The sequence below is a fragment of the Pontibacillus yanchengensis Y32 genome (assembly GCF_000770635.1).
Classification (GTDB): Bacteria; Bacillota; Bacilli; order Bacillales; family BH030062; genus Pontibacillus; species Pontibacillus yanchengensis.
In genome coordinates this window covers 1-19,586 of the sequence record NZ_AVBF01000066.1, presented here as the reverse complement: position 1 = coordinate 19,586, position 19,586 = coordinate 1, and the positions used below count along the sequence as shown (strand labels likewise).

The following is a 19,586-nucleotide window of genomic DNA, read 5'->3' as shown; positions in this document are numbered from 1 at the left end:
CACCTTTATTCCATCTAAAGCAACGGAAAAAATCCCTCCAACTCATACTCTCCGTTGATTTGTTCACCAAATTGAGGCAAAGTGGCAAGATATGTGGTAAAATGCATAAGGAGCATTATTGAAGAACGGAGGAATAGCCATGTGGTATTATTTGATAGCAATCGGGATAATTGCGCTTGACCAACTAACTAAATGGATAATTGTCAAAAGCATGGCATTGGGGGAGCAAATTCCTGTTATAGAGCCTTTTTTATACATAACATCTCATCGAAATACAGGGGCAGCTTGGGGAATCTTGCAAGGACAAATGTGGTTTTTCTACATTATCACTGTAATCGTAATCGGAGCAGTTATTTATTATATTCAGCAATATGCTAAAACCAATGCATTAATTGGAGTTGCCCTAGGATTCATACTGGGTGGAGCAATAGGGAATTTCATAGATCGTATTTTCCGAAAAGAAGTAGTTGATTTTGTCGATACTTATATTGGTAACTATGATTTTCCAATATTTAATGTCGCTGATTCAGCCTTAGTTGTAGGTGTAGGTTTGGTATTTATTGCAACGATTCTTGATGAACGGAAGAAAGGGAGCAAGCAAACATGAGTGAAAATCAACACAAAGTAGTAGAGGAAGAACAAGGAGTACGACTTGATAAATTATTAGTAAATCTAAATGAAGGGGCTTCTCGCTCACAAATCCAATCATGGATTCAAGAGGATTTGGTAACAGTAAATGGAACTTCACAAAAAAGCAACTATAAGTGCCAGGAAGGTGATCAACTGGAGTGGGAAGTACCTGAACCTGAGCCATTAGAAGTAGAGCCAGAAAATATCCCGCTAGATATAGTATTTGAAGATGAAGATGTTGTGGTAGTGAATAAGCCGCGAGGAATGGTTGTTCATCCTTCTGCTGGTCATGAGCATGGTACACTTGTGCACGCGTTACTTTATCATTGCACGGATTTATCAGGTATTAATGGCATTATGAGACCAGGCATCGTTCATCGTATTGATAAAGATACAAGTGGATTATTAATGGTTGCGAAAAATGATAAAGCACATGCGTCTCTTGCAGAGCAATTGTACAATAAAACGGCAGAAAGAAAATATGTCGCTATTGTACATGGTGAAATTAATCATGAATATGGAACCATTGAAGCCCCAATCGCACGCGATCCTAAAGATCGTCAAAAAATGGGCGTTGTTGAGGGTGGCAAAGATGCTATTACTCATTTTAAAGTATTGGCTATCTATCCAGATTACTCTTATATTGAGTGTGAACTTGAAACAGGTAGAACGCACCAAATCCGTGTCCATATGAAATATATTAATCATCCTTTAGCTGGAGATCCTAAGTATGGACCTAGAAGAACGCTACAGATTGATGGACAAGCATTGCATGCAAGGCATTTGTCTTTCAACCACCCAACAACTGGAGAAAAACTCTCATTTGATCAAGAGCCACCTAAAGCATTTCAGGATCTACTTGATGAATTACAGAAAAGAACTTGACGAGTATCTCTAAGTCTGTAATAATATTTAATTAGAACATAACAAAGACCTTTAAATTAGTCCCGTGAGACTGAGAAGGATTTCGGATAAAAAAAGCACAATACGTGTATGGTTATTATCAGGCACATATGTGGTTTTATCCTCTCTTGTCTCAACGGCAAGAGGGGATTTTTTTGGTCTTAAAACAAGGAGGTGCCCTTTTGGAACAAAAAGCAATTGTACTAGATGATGCAGCAATTCGAAGAGCGTTAACGCGTATCGCACATGAAATACTGGAGAAGAACAAAGGTGTTGAAGGGCTAACACTTGTTGGCATTAAAACAAGAGGTGTCCCGCTGGCCAAACGTTTAGCTGAAAAAATTGCTCAAATTGAAGGTGTGGAGCTTTCCGTTGGTGAGGTAGACATTACCTTATATAGAGATGACTTAACAAAGAACAACGAAAATGAAGAACCAGAGCTTAAAGGTACAAATCTCGAAGGGAAGTTGGATAATAAGAAAGTCATTCTCGTAGATGATGTACTTTATACAGGGAGAACCGTTCGAGCCGCTATGGATGCAATGATGGATCATGGAAGACCATCACAAATTCAGTTAGCTGTGTTAGTTGATCGAGGTCATCGGGAGCTACCAATTCGAGCAGATTATGTAGGTAAAAACGTTCCTACTTCTCAAGATGAAGTTATCGGTGTGAAGCTACAAGAATCAGATGCACAAGACGAAGTTAGTATATATACAAAAGAATAGGTTGACCTTTAAATTAGTCCAGAGAGACTGAGAAGGTTGCAATAGTTAGGATGCGTACATCTATAGGTGACGTTTACCTCTTTGCGAGCTTCTCGCAAAGAGGTTTTTTTTATGTTTAAAAGGAGGATTTATATGAGTAAACAAGAGACAGTATTAGATGTCCGTGACAAACCATCATTAAGTAAATGGATAACGTTAAGTTTACAACATTTATTTGCTATGTTTGGTGCAACGATTTTAGTACCGTTCTTAACAGGTTTATCCCCTGCAGTGGCTTTAGTTTCAAGCGGGCTTGGTACGCTTGCATATATTTTAATAACCAAAGGAAGAATACCGGCTTATTTAGGTTCAAGCTTTGCTTTTATAGCACCAGTTGGGGCTGCAATGAGTGCAAGTGGTGTACCTGGTGCTATGGTAGGAAGTTTTTTTGCAGGGCTTGTTTACGGTGGAGTGGCTTTACTCATAAGAGCGCTTGGACTTAAATGGATTATGAAAGTGTTACCCCCTGTAGTCGTAGGACCAGTGATTATGGTAATTGGTTTAGGGTTAGCATCAACGGCAATTGATATGGCCACAACGGACCCAGATGGCAATTATTCATTAACGTATTTACTTGTGGCCTTAGTTACATTAGGAATAACCATTATTGCGACAGTTTTCTTTAGAGGGTTTATGAGTATTGTACCAATCCTTTTTGGTATCACATGTGGATATATTTTTGCATGGACTCAAGGAATTGTTGATACAAGTAACATTGCAGCTGAATGGAATAATATCACTTCTGCAAATGGAATTGGTGAGTTTTTCGGTGCTATCTTTCAAATGCCTCAATTTGTAATTCCATTTGTGGATTATGGACCTCTATCTGTATTAAGCTTGGAAATACTCCTTATCCTTGTACCTGTTGCATTTGTAACCATAGCTGAACACATTGGTGATCAAATGGTTCTTTCCAAAGTTGTCGGGAATAACTTTTTACAAAAGCCCGGCCTTCATCGCTCTATTGCAGGGGACGGTATCGCAACCATTATCGCATCGATGTTAGGCGGACCTCCTAATACCACTTACGGAGAAAACATCGGCGTTCTTGCTATTACGAGAGTATTCAGCGTTTTTGTCGTAGGAGGGGCAGCTGTGTTTGCCATCCTATTTGGATTTATAGGGATCATTACAGATTTAATCGGAGCAATCCCATCTGCAGTGATGGGAGGGGTATCCATCCTGCTCTTTGGTATCATTGCTTCTAGTGGTCTGCGTATGATGATTGACAACAATATAGATTTAGGTGAAAAACGCAACCTAATCATTTCTTCTGTCATCTTAGTTATTGGAATTGGCGGAGCAAGCATTAAAGTGGGAGATAACCTAGAAATAGCTGGTGTATCTCTTGCAGCCTTTATTGGAGTGATTCTTAATCTTGCTCTTCCTGGTAAAGAAAAAGGTCAAGGCAATGGAAAGATGTTTCAAGTAGAAGATGATTCAAATTCAGATAACTCAGCAGCATGAAATCGAGTGAACACGTTTTAATAAAGTCCCGTGAGGCTTTAAAGGGTGTTAGGTCGATCGACTTAGCGTGGTGTAGTTTGGCTACGTGTACCGATTAACCAGCATTCCTTTAAGGGATGCTGGTTTTTTTATAAATAATAGGTATGTAGCTTAATTATCCCCCTCCAGCTCTACCTAATCATTTCTTAAGCCAAGGGAAAAAATACATTGGAGAAAAGGTGAAAAAACATGCATTTGTTAAAGATGAGTGACTTGAATCCGTCAGATATTGAAAAACTTATTCAAACTGCCAAACGTTTTAAATCGAATCCTTATGATGAACAGCATCGAGGGTTTATAGCCAACTTGTTCTTTGAACCTAGTACTCGTACAAAACTAAGCTTTGAGATGGCTGAAAAACGCTTAGGGTATCAAACGATAGATTTCTCAACAGAATCTTCTAGTGTTCAAAAGGGAGAGTCCTTATATGACACAGTCAAAACCGTTGAAGCTCTAGGAGTATCTGCCATTGTCATTCGTCATCCAAAAGAACGTTACTACGAAGAACTAGAAGAAGCTGTTCAAGTTCCAATCATCAACGGAGGAGACGGTAAAGGAGAGCATCCAAGTCAGTGTTTACTAGATTTATACACTATACACGAAGAATTTGGAGATTTTCATGGACTGAATATCGTTATAAGTGGAGACATACTTCATAGCAGAGTGGCTAGGTCTAACGCATTAACATTACAGCGCTTAGGAGCAAATGTAACGATGTCTGGGCCTTCTTTCTGGCAGGATGCTGAGCTAGGTATTCCATATGCACCTATTGACGAAGTAATTTCAAAATGTGATGTTCTCATGCTACTTCGGATTCAAGAAGAGCGACATGATCTTAAGGAGGATCATGAGGATTATCTTACTAATTATGGACTAACACAAGAAAGAGAACAACAAATGAAAAAAGAAAGTATTATTATGCACCCAGCACCTGTTAATAGGGGCGTCGAAATTGCATCGACATTAGTAGAATGTGAGCGTTCTAGAATTTTCGCGCAAATGAACAATGGCGTTTTTACTAGGATGGCTATTCTACACGAATTAGTACAAGGAGGAATTTCCAATGAGTCTATTACTAAAAAATGTTCAATTATATAAAGAGGAAGAACTTGTTACTAGACATATACTTATCAATCAAGGAGTCATTCAATACATCGCAAAAGAGGAAAGAGAAGCAGAAGAAGTAGTTGATTGTAGTGGTTTGGTAGCGTCGCCTGGGTTTGTGGATGTTCATGTACATTTGCGTGAACCTGGAGCAACAGATAAAGAGACGATTGCATCAGGAACAAAAGCAGCTGCCAAAGGTGGATTTACAACTATATGTGCGATGCCGAATACTCGTCCAGTACCGGACAATGAGGAAAACTTACAGTATGTACAAAGTTTAATAGAGAAACATGCACTAGTAAATGTTTTACCTTACGCATCAATTACAGAGCGTCAAGTTGGACAGCAATTAACGCCAATGAATCAGCTGAAGGATATGGGAGCTGTTGCTTTTACCGATGATGGGGTTGGTGTACAGTCAGCTGATCAAATGTTGAGAGCAATGGAGAGAGCAGCTTCCATTAATGCATCGATAGTTGCCCATTGTGAGGATAACTCACTAATCCATGGAGGTGTGATTCATGATGGTGAGACTAGCAAAGCTTTAGGAGTTCCTGGCATTCCGTCTGTATGTGAATCCGTTCAAATCGCAAGGGACGTATTATTAGCTGAAGCGACGGGGTGTCATTATCACGTATGTCATGTAAGCTCAAAAGAATCAGTACGTGTAATCAGAGATGCGAAACAAGCAGGTATTCCCGTTACAGCAGAGGTTACACCACATCATTTACTCCTTACGGAAAATGATATTACAGAAAACAATGGCATGTTTAAAATGAATCCGCCCCTAAGGTCTGAGGAGGATCGTAAGGCGTTACGAGAAGGATTATTGGATGGAACGATAGACTGCATTGCAACGGATCATGCTCCTCATACAGAAGACGAGAAACAACAAGGATTAGAGAAATCCCCATTTGGCATCGTTGGTTTAGAAACGGCATTTTCTTTGCTTTATAGCAATCTAGTTTTAGAAGGAGTGTGTACTTTGAAGCAATTGTTAGATTGGCTAACCATTAAACCAGCCAACTTATATGGGTTATCAGCAGGTGCAATAGAAGAAGGGGGAGCTGCTGATTTGGTGTTATTGGATTTGAATCATACGTATCAAATTGATCGTCATCAATTTGTATCAAAAGGTAAGAACACCCCATTTAATAGTTGGACCGTTACAGGTGTCCCTAAAATGACGTTGTTAAACGGTAAAGTGATTTGGAAGGAGGAATTGAGTTATGGCAAAGCGTAAATTAGTGCTAGAAGATGGAACAACATTCATTGGTAACGCGATAGGGAGCGAAAGAGAAACATTTGGTGAGGTTGTTTTTAATACAGGTATGACGGGCTATCAAGAAATTTTATCTGATCCTTCTTATTGTGATCAAATTATTACCTTCACATATCCGTTAGTCGGTAATTATGGTATTAACCGAGAAGACTTCGAAACAATCAATCCATCTGTAAACGGATTGATTGTGAAAGAAGCATGCGAATACCCTAGTAATTTTCGCGCTGAAGAATCATTAGATACGTTTTTAAAGGCGAAAGATATTCCGGGGATTAGTGGTATTGATACACGTAAATTAACGAAACGAATCAGAGAATACGGCACGATGAAAGGGATGTTCACCAGTGTAGATGCCTCACTTGAGGAAAGTGTTGCTGAACTCCAAGCTACCCCTTTACCTACGAATCAAGTAGAACGCGTTTCTACCATTAAGCCATATGTAGTCCCTGGAAGAGGAGAACGTATTGTGTTAGTAGATTTCGGTATGAAACATGGCATTCTAAGAGAATTCACTAGTCGTAACTGCCATGTAACGGTTGTTCCGTACAACACAACCGCAGAAGAAATTCTACAATTAAAGCCAGACGGAATCATGCTTTCGAATGGACCAGGTAATCCAAAGGACGTTCCAGAAGCAATCGATATGATTCAAGGTGTGTTAGGAAAGATACCATTCTTTGGCATCTGTCTGGGGCACCAATTGTTTGCTTTAGCATGTGGAGCAAATACAACAAAAATGAAATTTGGACATAGGGGATCTAACCATCCTGTTAAAGATAAAGCAACAGGGAATGTATATATGACCTCACAAAACCATGGGTATGCTGTTGAGGATTGGGACATAGATGACTCTGTTCTATCAGTTACTCAATTTGCTTTAAATGACAATAGTATTGAAGGTTTAAGCCATAAACATGTACCTGCTTTTACTGTACAGTATCACCCTGAGAGTGCACCAGGCCCTCAAGATTCAAACGTATTATTTGATGAATTTTTAACGATGATTAAGCAACACAGCAGAAGGGAGCAAGGAACATGCCTAAACGTACAGATGTAAGCAAAATATTAGTAATAGGGTCAGGTCCGATTGTCATTGGCCAGGCTGCAGAATTTGATTATTCTGGTACACAGGCTTGTCAGGCATTAAGAGAAGAGGGATATGAAGTTATACTTGCCAACTCTAATCCTGCAACCATTATGACAGACGAAACGATAGCAGATGAGGTTTACATGGAGCCTTTAACAGTTGATTTTCTTGCAAAGATTATTCGTAAGGAAAAGCCAGATGCACTTTTACCAACTTTAGGTGGTCAAACTGGATTAAATATGGCTGTACAGTTAGAAGATCAAGGCATCTTAAAGGAATTCAATGTTGAATTATTAGGAAGCTCTCTTACTGCTATTCAAAATGCAGAAGACCGAGAAAAATTCCGCACCTTAATGGGAGAGTTACAAGAACCTGTTCCTGAAAGTACCATTATTAATACAGTCGATGAAGCTCAAGACTTTGCAGAACGCATCGGGTATCCTGTTATCGTTCGCCCTGCTTATACAATGGGCGGCGCTGGTGGTGGAATGTGCTACAGTGAGGAAGAATTATTGGAAACAGCCAAAAGTGGCCTTCACCTTTCTCCGGTACATCAGTGTTTAATAGAAAAGAATATTAAAGGATTCAAAGAGATTGAATATGAAGTAATCCGAGATAAACAGGATCATGCTATTGTAGTTTGTAATATGGAAAATGTGGATCCAGTGGGTATTCATACAGGAGACTCTATTGTAGTTGCTCCTTCCCAAACGTTAAGTGACAGAGAATACCAACTACTTCGCGATGCGTCACTCAAGATTATTAGAGCCCTTGGCATTGAGGGTGGCTGTAATGTGCAGCTTGCTATAGACCCTAATAGTTTTCAATACTATATCATAGAGGTTAATCCGAGAGTTAGTCGGTCTTCTGCATTAGCTTCTAAGGCTACAGGATATCCAATCGCCAAAATTGCAGCCAAAATTGCTGTAGGATTAACGTTAGATGAAATGAAAAATCCTGTAACAGGGTCTACTTATGCATGTTATGAACCTGCATTAGATTATGTAGTAACGAAAATACCTCGCTGGCCTTTTGACAAATTTATAAAAGGAAACCGTGTATTAGGAACACAAATGAAGGCAACCGGTGAAGTCATGGCAATCGGTCGAAATTTCGAAGAGTCGTTAATGAAGGCTATCCGTTCATTAGAAATTGGTACGGAAGAATTTTTCTTAGAGGATGCTCAGTATTTAGATGAAGAAACATTGGATTATCGATTAGAGAAAGCTGACGATGAAAGACTTTTTCTCTTGGCTGAAGCCTTTAGAAGAGGATATTCCATTGAAAGAGTAAAAGAACTAACAGAAATCGATTATTTCTATTTAACAAAGCTTTATCATTTGATTCTTCTAGAACAACGCCTACAACAAAGGCCATTTGATAAAGCACTAACGTTTGAAGCTAAGCAAAAGGGTTTATCCGATTCTTCGTTGGCACGTTTATGGAATACCACAATAGATGAGGTTTATACATTTAGGACGGAAGAGAACCTTGTGCCAGTTTATAAAATGGTTGATACATGTGCTGCTGAATTTGAATCGACCACACCTTATTTCTACAGCACATACGAAGAAGAAAATGAGTCTATTCGCTCTAATAGAGAGAAGGTATTAGTTCTTGGTTCAGGTCCAATCCGTATCGGTCAAGGCGTCGAATTTGATTATGCGACTGTTCATTCCGTACTTGCTTTAAAAGAGGCAGGTTATGAAGCGATTATTATGAATAACAACCCTGAAACAGTTTCAACTGATTTTAGCATTTCAGATAAATTATACTTTGAGCCACTTACGCTTGAAGATGTGATGCATGTAATTGATTTAGAACAACCAACTGGAGTTATCGTGCAATTTGGTGGTCAAACAGCTATCAATTTAGCAGATGGGTTGGAACGCCGAGGTGTTCGTATATTAGGTACTTCTCTTGATGCTATCGATCGATCAGAGGATCGGGACAAATTTGAGCACTCGCTAACGAAGTTAAGCATTCCACAACCACAAGGGGTATGCGCTACCACTACAGAAGAAGCCTTACAAACCTCTGAATCCTTAGGTTTTCCAGTTGTTGTTCGACCTTCGTATGTATTAGGTGGAAGAGCAATGGAAATTGTTTATGACCGTAAGGATTTAAAACGATATATAGAGGAAGCAGTACAAATTCACCAAGATCATCCTGTTTTAATAGATCGATATATGACAGGCATAGAGATTGAAGTCGATGCTATTTCTGATGGTGAAACGGTTATCGTTCCAGGGGTGATGGAACATATAGAGCGGGCTGGAGTTCACTCCGGTGATTCCATTGCAGTGTATCCAACACAACGAATTACGGACCAACAAAAACAGCGTTGTGTCGAAAACACAGTAAAAATTGCTAAAGAATTGGGAATTAAAGGATTAATTAACATTCAGTTTGTTCTTCATGAAGATGAAATTTACGTTTTAGAAGTGAATCCGCGTGCGAGTCGAACTGTTCCATTTTTAAGTAAAATAACTGGTGTTACTATGGCGAATGTTGCAACAAAAGTGATCTTAGGAACAAAATTAGCAGAACTAGGATTTGTAGATGGTGTATTACCAGAACCGGAAGACGTATTTGTAAAGGTTCCTGTTTTCTCTTTTGAGAAATTACGTAGTGTCGATACTTTCCTAGGACCTGAAATGAAGTCGACTGGGGAAGTAATTGGACGCGATAAGACACTAGAAAAAGCACTTTATAAAGGGCTCACAGCTTCTGGTATTCATATTCCAACTGCAGGATCTGTGCTGCTTACAGTAGCAGACAAAGATAAAGAAGAGATGATTGAGATTGCACATCGTTTCCATCAGCTTGGGTTTGAATTATACGCAACGGTAGGCACAGGTTCTGTGTTAGAAGAAACAGGATTGCCAATCGAAACGGTAGGTAAAATTGGGTCCGATCAACAAACTGTCTTAGATGTAGTAGAAAACGAACAAGCTCATTTTGTAATCAATACGCTAACAGGTGGCAAACAATCGAGGACAGATGGTTTTAGAATTAGAAGAGAAGCGGTTGAGCATGGAGTCCCTTGTCTAACTTCACTTGATACAGCAAAAGCCATCCTTCGTGTAATAGAATCTATGACCTTTACGGCAAAACCAATGCCGAAGCAGAAGGTGGCAGCTCCATGCTAACAAAGGAAGATTTAATCATAGTCGACAATATTCAAATAGCTAGAGATACGTATGAAATGAAATTAACTGGTGACTGTGTACAGCGTATGACAGAACCAGGACAATTTCTCCATGTGCAAGTGGGAGACGGCTGGGAGCATGCATTGCGTCGGCCTCTCTCTATTGCAAATGTGGAAGATGATTGTGTATCTATTGTATATAAAGTGATTGGATTTGGCACGGAATGGTTAGCAAAACAGCCTGTAGGAAAAACGATAAATGTGTTAGCTCCGTTAGGGAATGGTTTTTCTTATGAAGGTGTTAAAAATCAACATGTCTTGTTACTTGGGGGCGGTGTTGGCGTTCCACCACTTTATTATCTGGCTAGAAAACTTAAAGAACGAGGCAATAGCATTACCACGGTACTTGGATTTCAAACAAAGGAATCTATATTTTATGAAGAGAAATTTCAAAAACTTGGTTCATGTTATATTGCAACAGATGATGGAAGCTATGGAACTAAAGGTTTTGTAACAGATGTAGTAAAAGAGTGTGCTTTCTCTGTAGACCAGTATTTTTCTTGTGGTCCCACACCTATGCTTAAAGCGGTCATACAATCCATGAGCATCCCTGGTCATATTTCTCTAGAGGAACGAATGGGCTGTGGTGTAGGAGCTTGCTTTGCATGTGTTTGTGAAGCTAACAATGACATTGACGTGAAAGGTTACCGGAAAATCTGTCAGGATGGACCTGTCTTTCCTGCAAGCGAGGTGGTGTTACCATGACTTTATTTGTACAGTTACCAGGTTTATCTCTACGAAACCCTATTCTACCAGCTTCAGGTTGTTTTGGGTTTGGTAGAGAATACAGTCAATTTTACGATCTCAATAAATTAGGTGCAATTACCATAAAAGCAGCAACAGGGGAAGCAAGATTTGGAAACACGACACCGAGAGTTGCTGAAACATCTTCTGGTATGCTTAATGCAATCGGATTACAGAACCCTGGAGTAGAGAAGATTATTTCAGATGAAATTCCATTTTTAGAACAATACGATACACCGATTATCGCTAACGTTGCAGGAAGTACAGAAGAAGAATATGAATATGTAGCTAAAACCCTGTCTGATTCAGGGAAAGTCTCTGCCCTAGAACTAAATATCTCCTGTCCCAATGTGAAAGAAGGAGGCATTCAGTTTGGTACAGACCCTACTCTTGCAGCCTCCTTAACAAAGAGAGTGAAGGAAGTTAGTAGCGTACCCATCTACGTAAAATTGTCTCCTAACACGTCAGATATCAAAGAGATGGCCATGGCAGTTGAAGCGGCTGGTGCTGATGGGTTGTCAATGATCAATACGTTAGTTGGTATGAAACTCGATATTGGAACAGGAGAACCAATCCTCTCAAATAGTACTGGTGGTTTATCTGGCCCGGCAATCAAACCGGTTGCGATTCGAATGATCTACGAAGTAAGCCAGGTGGTGAATATACCCATTATTGGTATGGGTGGTGTGACATGTAAAGAAGATGTATTAGAATTCTTATTAGCTGGAGCAAGTGCTGTAGCTGTGGGGACTGCTAATTTTCGAAATCCTCTCATATGTCCTGAATTAATTGATGCATTACCTGAGTTGCTTGATCAATATGGCTATTCTTCTATTGAAGAATGTATCGGAAGGAGTTGGAAGAATGCTAGACAGTCAGCCGCTATTTCTCGCACTTGATTTTCAGTCAGCTGAAGAAGCATTAACTTTTCTTGATACACATCAGCTTCATCATATCCCTGTAAAGGTCGGTATGGAACTTTTCTACCGTGAAGGGTCTTCGATTATTGAAGCACTTAATGAACGCGAGCATCCTATTTTTCTAGATTTAAAGCTACACGACATTCCCAATACGGTGAAACAAGCGATGAAAAGCCTAGCATCACTAAATATTGATGTGATTAATGTTCATGCCTCGGGTGGAAAGAACATGATGGAAGCTGCTCAAGAAGGGTTGCATGAAGGAACTAAAGCAGGTCAGGATAAACCATTACTATTAGCTGTTACCCAATTGACATCCTCTAGTGAAGAAATGCTTCATAATGAATTGCTTATTCCCCATCAAATAGAAAAAGTGGTCACTCATTATGCTCAGATGGCTAAAGAAGCAAACGTTGATGGAGTGGTATGTTCTGTAGCTGAAGCTAGTATAATTGCTGAGGTATGTGGCGATTCATTTTACCGATTAACACCAGGAATTCGCCTTAAAGACCAGCCTCATCAGGATCAGGTGAGAATTGCTACACCTGAAAAAGCAAGAAAAGCAGGAGCATCTGCCATAGTAGTAGGAAGAGGAGTTACGACCTCTGAGTCTCCGCAGAAAGCATATCAACAATATATGAAGGAGTGGAAGCATGGACACAAAACTACACTTAGCTAAGGAATTATATGAATTAGGTTCATTACAAGTAAGTTATGATCAACCTTTTACTTGGACTTCAGGCATTTTATCTCCTGTATATTGTGATAATCGGCTTACTATGAGTAATGTAAAAGTCCGAGAACAAATTACCGAATACTTTGCTTCTTATATTTCCACTTATTACCCAGATGTTGATGTAATTGCAGGTTGTGCAACTGCTGGAATACCTCATGCTGCATGGGTTTCTTCCCAGCTAGAGTTACCTATGGTATATGTTCGAGATAAGCCAAAAGGACACGGGAAAGAAAATCAAATCGAAGGGCGAGTCCAAGAAGGTCAAAAAGCTGTCGTCATTGAAGACCTAATTTCAACTGGCAAAAGCTCATTGAATAGTGTAAGAGCATTAAAGCAAAGTGGTGTTGAAGTAGTAGGTGTCATAGCCATTTTCTCTTATGGATTAACTACAAGCGAGCGGGCTTTTCGAGAGGAAAATATTCCATACGTTGCATTAACAAACTTTGAAGTGTTATTAGATTACATGTTGCAAGCAAATATAATTACAAAAAAACAACATAATCATCTTCTGACCTTTAAAGAAGATCCAGCTACGTTTTCCTTAACCTACCAGCAGTAACCCCTCTTGTAATAGACGTGGTGCCGTTGTACAATCATGTCAAGACACGTACGATGGTAAAGGTAGTGATTTGATGTCGTTTAAGAAGCAAGCTCTTATCATGACAGGGAATGCTGTATTAGGTCTTATTTCATGTTATTTATACTTATATTTCTGGGTTGCTTTTTCATTTGGATCTTCCATGATTACCATAGAAGCTGCACTCAGTATGATTATTCCATTGACCCTGTTTGGTGTATTTAATGCATTTGTATTATCAAGAGAAGAACGTACGGAATGGATTTATGCTGTCTCAACGTATGTTGGAACCATTTTATTATTTGTCATTATTTTTGCAATGACCTAAGAAAAAGCCGACTAAAATTTGGTCGGCTTTTCGTATTGTATAGGAATACGTATCGGGAAGGGGAGAGGAATGTGAAAAAGAATATTACATACGCTTGTTTCGCCTTGTTATTAGGGTTTTTATTATCTTATCAAACTGTTGATGCTGAATCTTGGAACGATGAAAAGAATGTTGTGGGTCCAAATAAAGTTTGGACGGTGACATTCAATGTTCCTATGAATGAAGAAATGGCAAAAAGTATCGAATATGTAACAGTTGAAAACAGTCAAGGGAAAACAGTTCCAGTAAAGAAGCAAGTTGAGGGGGATAAAGTAATTGTAACTCCATTTTCAGAGTATGATTACGGGGAATCCTATCAATTGGTTATACGTAAAGGTCTAGAGTCAGAAAAGGGTAAAAGTACACAAGAAACAGTCACTTTATCTTTTTCGATACAGGAAGAAAATTCGCCAAAAGAACTTAGTGGCTATGAACCTTCTGCTTATGAAAGAGAAGTATTACAATTAGTAAATAAAGAAAGAACAAAACGTGGCATACAACCTTTAGATATGAATAGTAAATTAAGTGGATTGGCTCATAAAAAAGGTCTGGATATGGCTGAAAACAATTATTTTTCGCATACATCACCTACGTATGGCTCACCATTTGAGATGATGAAGGAATTTGGCTTCACTTATGTAACTGCGGGGGAAAATATTGCTGCAGGCCAACACGATCCTGAAGCGGTGGTATCGAGTTGGATGAATAGCGATGGTCACCGTGCCAACATATTAAATGAAAACTTCACGGAACTGGGTGTTGGGTATGTGCAACAAGACGGTCGATACGCAAGCTATTGGGTACAACTATTCATGAAACCAAAGTCAAATTAAAAGAACAAAAGGTCAGGGAGCCCGCTTAGCGACTTACAAACTGGACTGTTTATGCGGGAGTTCGATTAAAACCGTTGCGTGACTCAGCAACATCCACGTCGTGTGGGTGAAAGGAAACACGAAGTGCGTAAGCGTTCGATGTTGTCTTATCGTAAGGAGGTGCAGGAAGTTTGTTAGGTTGAAGCATAATGCATTTAATAGTACTTCCTTTAATCTAAAAATCCTCCTGCATTCCTAAAATATATAGATAGTAAAGAAACAGCCGACTGGTATCAGTCGGCTGTTTGTGTATTTTGACGTAATGAGCGGACCATTGATTCATTAGGGGTCACAAATAATGTTTTTTGGTTGTCATACGTTACAAAGCCAGGTTTAGCTCCATTAGGCTTTTTTACATGACGGATTAACGTATAATCAACTGGAACGGAAGAGGAGGACCTGGATTTACTAAAGTAAGCGGCTAATTGAGCGGCTTCTAGTAACGTATCCTCACTTGGGTCTGAATCACGAATGACAACGTGAGACCCTGGAATGTCTTTGGTGTGTAACCATATATCATGACGGTTCGCCATACGATTTGTGACATATTCGTTTTGTTTATTGTTTTTACCTACCAGAATGATTGTCCCATCGCTTGAGATAAATTGATCTGGTTGTGGTTTTTGAGGCTTCTTTTTCTTTTTTTGCTGTGGTCGTGCTTTTACATAACCTTCTTCACGCAATTCCTCGCGAATTTCTTCTATATCCTCTTCACGCGCAGAATCAATTTGCTGGATGAGCTGTTCTAAATAGGTAATTTCTTGTCTAGCTTTGGTGATCTCATGTTGCACGACTTCTTTAGATTTTTTCATCTTACCGTACGTTTGAAAAAAGCTCTGAGCATTTTCACTAGGCGATTTGTTTGGATTGAGTTCTATGGTAACTTCTGGTTGTTCAGGATCATAGTAATCCACAACCGTAACAGCTTTATCACCTGGTTTCACAAGGTGCATATGTGCTGTAAGCAACTCACCAAATTTTTGATATTCAAAGGCATTCTCAGCTTTTTCTAATGTTTCATAGTGCTTTTTAATTTTGCGTTCATTCTTATCCCGCTCATTTTTCAAGAACCGGGCAAGGTCACCTGCTTGTTGTTTCACGCGGTCTCGCTCTGCCTTACCTGAATAATAGGCGTCCAGCATGTGACTTACGGTACTATAGTTTTCATTTTCATCTTGTTTGGAATAGAGGGGGAGAACGTAGAATTGTTCTTTTTGACCCCTAAATATCTGTGGTGCATAGTCATGATTTTGTAAAGTGGCTTGAATTTCCTCGAAGGTTTGTCTATATCTCTCAGAAGAGCCTAGTCCTGAACGATGAACAAGCTCTTTAGCAATCATTGGTGAAAAGCCCATGCACACATTCATAACTTGCTTGTCTAATTTTCCAGCATTAAAATCAAGTTTTCTTATAAAGGTATCACTATCAAGGGTTACTGGATTGTATTTACCTTGGTCTGGTGGAAGCTTATAAGAATGACCAGGTAGCAATGTTCTGTAACTATTTTGAGAAGGAGAAACGTGTTTAATGCAATCTAAAATCATTTCCCGCTCTTCTTCTACAAGTATTAAATTACTGTGTTTCCCCATAATTTCTACGATAAATGTTTTCGTTTTTTCATCGCCAATCTCGTCTTTACTTCGTACAGAAATACGAATAATACGCTCCATATCAACTTGTTCGATGGATTCAATAAATCCACCGACTAAATGCTTACGAAGGAGCATACAAAACATAGGGGGCTCTTTTGGATTTTGATATTTTTCTTCTGTCAAATGCATCCTCGCATAGGAAGGATGGGCCGATAGCAATAGGCTATGGTTCTTCCCTTTACTACGGATGGTAAATACTAATTCAGTTTGCGTTGGTTGATAAATTTTCATAATTCGGCCGGGTGTAATGGTTTCTTGTAGTTCATGACTAATCGCCCGGGTGACAACGCCATCAAATGACATAGGAATCACCTCACAATATATCGATTATAGCATGTTTTGGGACGAGTCTGAATAGATATAGAAAAGACATCTCACTTGGAGGAATGTAGCGTGAAATGGTATCAATACAATTCGGAACATGTAGCTAGAAAACTCGCTGTTGACATCCGAGAAGGTCTTACGGAAAAGCAAGCAGGTGAGCGATTAAAGAAATTCGGTCCAAACGTGTTAGAAGAGGGAAAAGGTGTAAGTTGGTTAATGTTATTCTTTAAGCAGTTCCAGGATTTTATGGTGTTGGTGCTACTAGCAGCTACACTGATTTCTGGGTTGTTGGGAGAATATGTTGATGCAATTGCCATTATGGCAATTGTTCTAATGAATGGAGTTCTGGGTTATTTCCAAGAAAGTAAAGCAGAAAAATCACTAGCAAAATTAAAGGAACTCTCAGCTCCTCAAGCTAATGTTTTAAGGGGCGGTCAATGGAAGAAGATCCCTTCAGCTGATGTAGTGGTTGGGGATGTCATCAAAATGGCTAGTGGAGATCGTATTAGTGCAGATGTTCGTCTTGTTCATGTTAAAGGACTTGAAATTGAAGAGTCCGCTTTGACGGGAGAATCCTTACCTGTTACGAAGAATGTTCATGAGATAGGTCGTGAAGATGTTGAAGTTGGGGATCAGCATAACATGGCGTTTACTGGGACTCTGGTGACACGAGGGAGTGGCACTGGTGTTGTTGTGGGAGTAGGTATGGAGACAGCAATGGGACAGATTGCATCTTTGCTAGTAAGTACTGAGAGAGTTCAAACTCCATTAGAACGAAAACTTGCAGAACTAGGAAAAATATTAATCATCACAGCTTTAATTCTTACAGCACTTGTTGTTACGTTGGGTGTATATCAAGGTCATCCATTATATAACATGTTCTTAGCAGGGGTATCACTTGCAGTTGCGGCCATCCCTGAGGGATTGCCTGCCATTGTTACAGTGGCTTTATCACTTGGTGTTCAGCGAATGATCAAACGTAAAGCAATCGTTCGTAAGTTGTCAGCAGTGGAAACGCTTGGTTGTGCTTCTGTCATTTGTTCTGATAAAACGGGCACTATGACGGAGAATCAGATGACCGTGAAGCAACTGTTTACAATAGAAGATACGTTAACTGTTTCTGGAGAAGGATATGATATAAGTGGTGGATTTTATGAAGGAGATCAAAAGGTAAACCCAAATAATTTACCAGTCATGCAGCAAATGCTCTTATATGGAGCATTATGCAATAATGCTTCTGTCACATATAAAAACGATCGCTATGTGTTAGATGGTGACCCTACAGAAGGAGCACTTCTTGTAGCAGCAAAAAAAGCTTCCATTACTCCTGAAATGCTTTCGTCTTATAAGATTGTTCACGAAATCCCTTTTGATTCTGATCGTAAACGAATGAGCGTTGTAATAGAAGATGAGCAAAGTAGGAGGTTCGTCATAACAAAAGGGGCTCCAGATGTATTGTTGCCTCGAATTCAGTATGTTCGAACGGAAGCTGGTCATGTACCGTTAAAAGCTAGAGATGAAGAAAAAATTAATCGTAAGGTACATACCATGGCCGATCATGCATTAAGAACGATAGCTGTATGCTGTAAGCCGCTAAAACAAGGTGTTCATTATACAGACGTCGACTTGGAAAAAGATTTGGTATTTATAGGATTGACAGGCATGATTGATCCACCTAGAAAAGAAGTGAAACAGGCGATTTTAGAATGTAAACAAGCTGGAATAAAAACGGTTATGATTACAGGGGACCATGCCAAAACAGCTCGTGCTATAGCATTGGATTTGGATTTAATGCCTGAAGACGGACGAGTTGTTGAAGGTTCCGAGTTAAGTAGAATGAGCGAACAGCATTTAGCGTCGATTATAGATGATGTGTACGTTTTTGCTCGAGTAACACCAGAACATAAATTGAAAATCGTTAAAGCTTTTCAAAATCAAGGACACGTAGTGGCAATGACTGGTGATGGAGTCAATGATGCTCCTGCTATTAAAGCAAGTGATATAGGGATTTCAATGGGGCGTACCGGAACGGATGTTGCCAAGGAAGCTTCCTCACTCATTTTATTAGATGATAATTTTGCAACAATAAAGTCGGCTATACATGAAGGTAGAAACATATATGAGAATATTCGTAAATTTATCCGTTATTTGCTTGCTTCTAATGTAGGAGAAATATTAGTTATGTTGTTTGCAATGCTACTAGCATTGCCATTGCCACTTGTTCCAGTGCAAATTTTATGGGTGAATCTAGTTACCGATGGTTTACCAGCAATGGCTCTTGGTTTAGATAAATCAGAAGGAAATGTTATGAAACAACCACCAAGAAGCGCTAAAGAAGGGGTGTTCGCAAGAGGTCTTGGCTTCAAAATTGTCTCTAGGGGAATCATGATTGGACTAGTTACATTGATTGCGTTTATTCTCGCTTATCAAGGACAAGAAGAAAGACTACTATATGCTCAAACCATTGCTTTTAGTACATTGGTTATGGCGCAGTTAATCCATGTGTTTGATTGTCGCAGTGAACGTTCTGTATTTGCCAGGAATCCGTTTGGTAACTTCTATCTAATTGGTGCTGTAATATCCTCTGTCGTGCTATTACTTATAGTTATCTATTACGAACCATTGCAAGGACCTTTCCATACAACTGACTTAGCACTTAGAGATTGGGTTGGTATCATCGGACTAAGTGCCATCCCAACATTGTTATGGGGATTTTCCAAAAAATAAACTAATGGAGAACTAGGCTAATATAGCCTGGTTCTTTTATTCATAGTAGAGAGGTATTAGATTGACAATTTCTTATAAAAAAATAAGGTGAATCTTATTGCAGATAATAGGCATAATCTGGAAGGCTTGGATTCGAGATATTATTGGGGAGGGAGTGGGTCCGATACATAAAAA

17 protein-coding genes are annotated in these 19,586 nt (G+C 39.3%); 15 read left to right on the top strand and 2 right to left on the bottom strand.

Going from position 1 to position 19,586, the window contains the following annotated elements:
• Positions 1 to 139 precede the first annotated feature (139 nt).
• The 14 genes from lspA to N782_RS21155 all read left to right on the top strand — a co-directional run bounded on the left by lspA (position 140) and on the right by N782_RS21155 (position 14,670).
• Positions 140 to 607 carry a signal peptidase II gene (gene lspA / locus N782_RS17135; protein WP_036823099.1) on the top strand — a complete coding sequence of 156 codons (468 nt, stop codon included), beginning with the start codon at positions 140 to 142 and terminating at the stop codon, positions 605 to 607.
• Complete coding sequence (locus tag N782_RS17130) at positions 604 to 1,515, top strand: RluA family pseudouridine synthase (protein WP_036823096.1); 912 nt, start codon at positions 604 to 606, stop codon at positions 1,513 to 1,515. Before lspA ends, N782_RS17130 begins: the two co-directional genes overlap by 4 nt.
• A 200-nt stretch (positions 1,516 to 1,715) precedes the next feature.
• Positions 1,716 to 2,261 (top strand): bifunctional pyr operon transcriptional regulator/uracil phosphoribosyltransferase PyrR, encoded by a 546-nt coding sequence (gene pyrR / locus N782_RS17125; protein WP_036823093.1) that lies wholly within the window; start codon positions 1,716 to 1,718, stop codon positions 2,259 to 2,261.
• 132 nt (positions 2,262 to 2,393) lie between these two features.
• A complete protein-coding gene (locus N782_RS17120) occupies positions 2,394 to 3,767 on the top strand; it encodes a solute carrier family 23 protein (protein ID WP_036823090.1) in 1,374 nt (457 codons plus the stop codon).
• A 228-nt stretch (positions 3,768 to 3,995) separates the two neighbouring features.
• Positions 3,996 to 4,904, top strand: a complete 909-nt coding sequence (locus N782_RS17115) for an aspartate carbamoyltransferase catalytic subunit (RefSeq protein WP_036823088.1) — start codon at positions 3,996 to 3,998, stop codon at positions 4,902 to 4,904.
• Positions 4,870 to 6,156 carry a dihydroorotase gene (locus tag N782_RS17110; protein WP_036823086.1) on the top strand — a complete coding sequence of 429 codons (1,287 nt, stop codon included), beginning with the start codon at positions 4,870 to 4,872 and terminating at the stop codon, positions 6,154 to 6,156. Before N782_RS17115 ends, N782_RS17110 begins: the two co-directional genes overlap by 35 nt.
• On the top strand, positions 6,143 to 7,252 hold the full coding sequence (locus tag N782_RS17105; RefSeq protein WP_036823083.1) for a carbamoyl phosphate synthase small subunit: 1,110 nt from the start codon (positions 6,143 to 6,145) through the stop codon (positions 7,250 to 7,252). Before N782_RS17110 ends, N782_RS17105 begins: the two co-directional genes overlap by 14 nt.
• Positions 7,231 to 10,434 (top strand): carbamoyl-phosphate synthase large subunit, encoded by a 3,204-nt coding sequence (carB, locus tag N782_RS17100; protein ID WP_036823080.1) that lies wholly within the window; start codon positions 7,231 to 7,233, stop codon positions 10,432 to 10,434. Before N782_RS17105 ends, carB begins: the two co-directional genes overlap by 22 nt.
• Positions 10,428 to 11,198, top strand: a complete 771-nt coding sequence (locus N782_RS17095) for a dihydroorotate dehydrogenase electron transfer subunit (RefSeq protein ID WP_036823078.1) — start codon at positions 10,428 to 10,430, stop codon at positions 11,196 to 11,198. The genes carB and N782_RS17095 overlap by 7 nt, the downstream gene beginning before the upstream one ends.
• Positions 11,195 to 12,136: a dihydroorotate dehydrogenase gene (locus tag N782_RS17090; RefSeq protein WP_036823075.1), complete on the top strand. Its 942-nt coding sequence runs from the start codon at positions 11,195 to 11,197 to the stop codon at positions 12,134 to 12,136. The genes N782_RS17095 and N782_RS17090 overlap by 4 nt, the downstream gene beginning before the upstream one ends.
• Positions 12,102 to 12,836 (top strand): orotidine-5'-phosphate decarboxylase, encoded by a 735-nt coding sequence (gene pyrF, locus N782_RS17085; RefSeq protein ID WP_036823072.1) that lies wholly within the window; start codon positions 12,102 to 12,104, stop codon positions 12,834 to 12,836. The genes N782_RS17090 and pyrF overlap by 35 nt, the downstream gene beginning before the upstream one ends.
• Positions 12,811 to 13,452, top strand: coding sequence for an orotate phosphoribosyltransferase (gene pyrE / locus N782_RS17080; RefSeq protein WP_036823070.1), 642 nt, complete (start codon positions 12,811 to 12,813; stop codon positions 13,450 to 13,452). The genes pyrF and pyrE overlap by 26 nt, the downstream gene beginning before the upstream one ends.
• A gap of 73 nt (positions 13,453 to 13,525) precedes the next feature.
• Entirely contained in the window at positions 13,526 to 13,798 is a 273-nt protein-coding gene (locus N782_RS17075) for a hypothetical protein (RefSeq protein ID WP_036823068.1), read from the top strand.
• A gap of 71 nt (positions 13,799 to 13,869) precedes the next feature.
• Entirely contained in the window at positions 13,870 to 14,670 is an 801-nt protein-coding gene (locus N782_RS21155; RefSeq protein ID WP_052111405.1) for a CAP domain-containing protein, read from the top strand.
• A gap of 49 nt (positions 14,671 to 14,719) precedes the next feature.
• Here the strand turns inward: N782_RS21155 and N782_RS21630 are convergent, their stop codons facing one another.
• Both N782_RS21630 and N782_RS17065 read right to left on the bottom strand, forming a co-directional pair.
• Positions 14,720 to 14,857 (bottom strand): hypothetical protein, encoded by a 138-nt coding sequence (locus N782_RS21630; RefSeq protein WP_161783132.1) that lies wholly within the window; start codon positions 14,855 to 14,857, stop codon positions 14,720 to 14,722.
• Between the two features lie 85 nt (positions 14,858 to 14,942).
• The gene (locus tag N782_RS17065) at positions 14,943 to 16,664 is read right to left on the bottom strand and encodes an Rqc2 family fibronectin-binding protein (RefSeq protein ID WP_036823065.1); all 1,722 of its coding nucleotides are present in this window, start codon (positions 16,662 to 16,664) and stop codon (positions 14,943 to 14,945) included.
• 90 nt (positions 16,665 to 16,754) lie between these two features.
• Between N782_RS17065 and N782_RS17060 the strand changes: the two genes are divergently transcribed.
• On the top strand, positions 16,755 to 19,412 hold the full coding sequence (locus tag N782_RS17060) for a calcium-translocating P-type ATPase, SERCA-type (RefSeq protein ID WP_036823062.1): 2,658 nt from the start codon (positions 16,755 to 16,757) through the stop codon (positions 19,410 to 19,412).
• Positions 19,413 to 19,586: the final 174 nt, after the last annotated feature.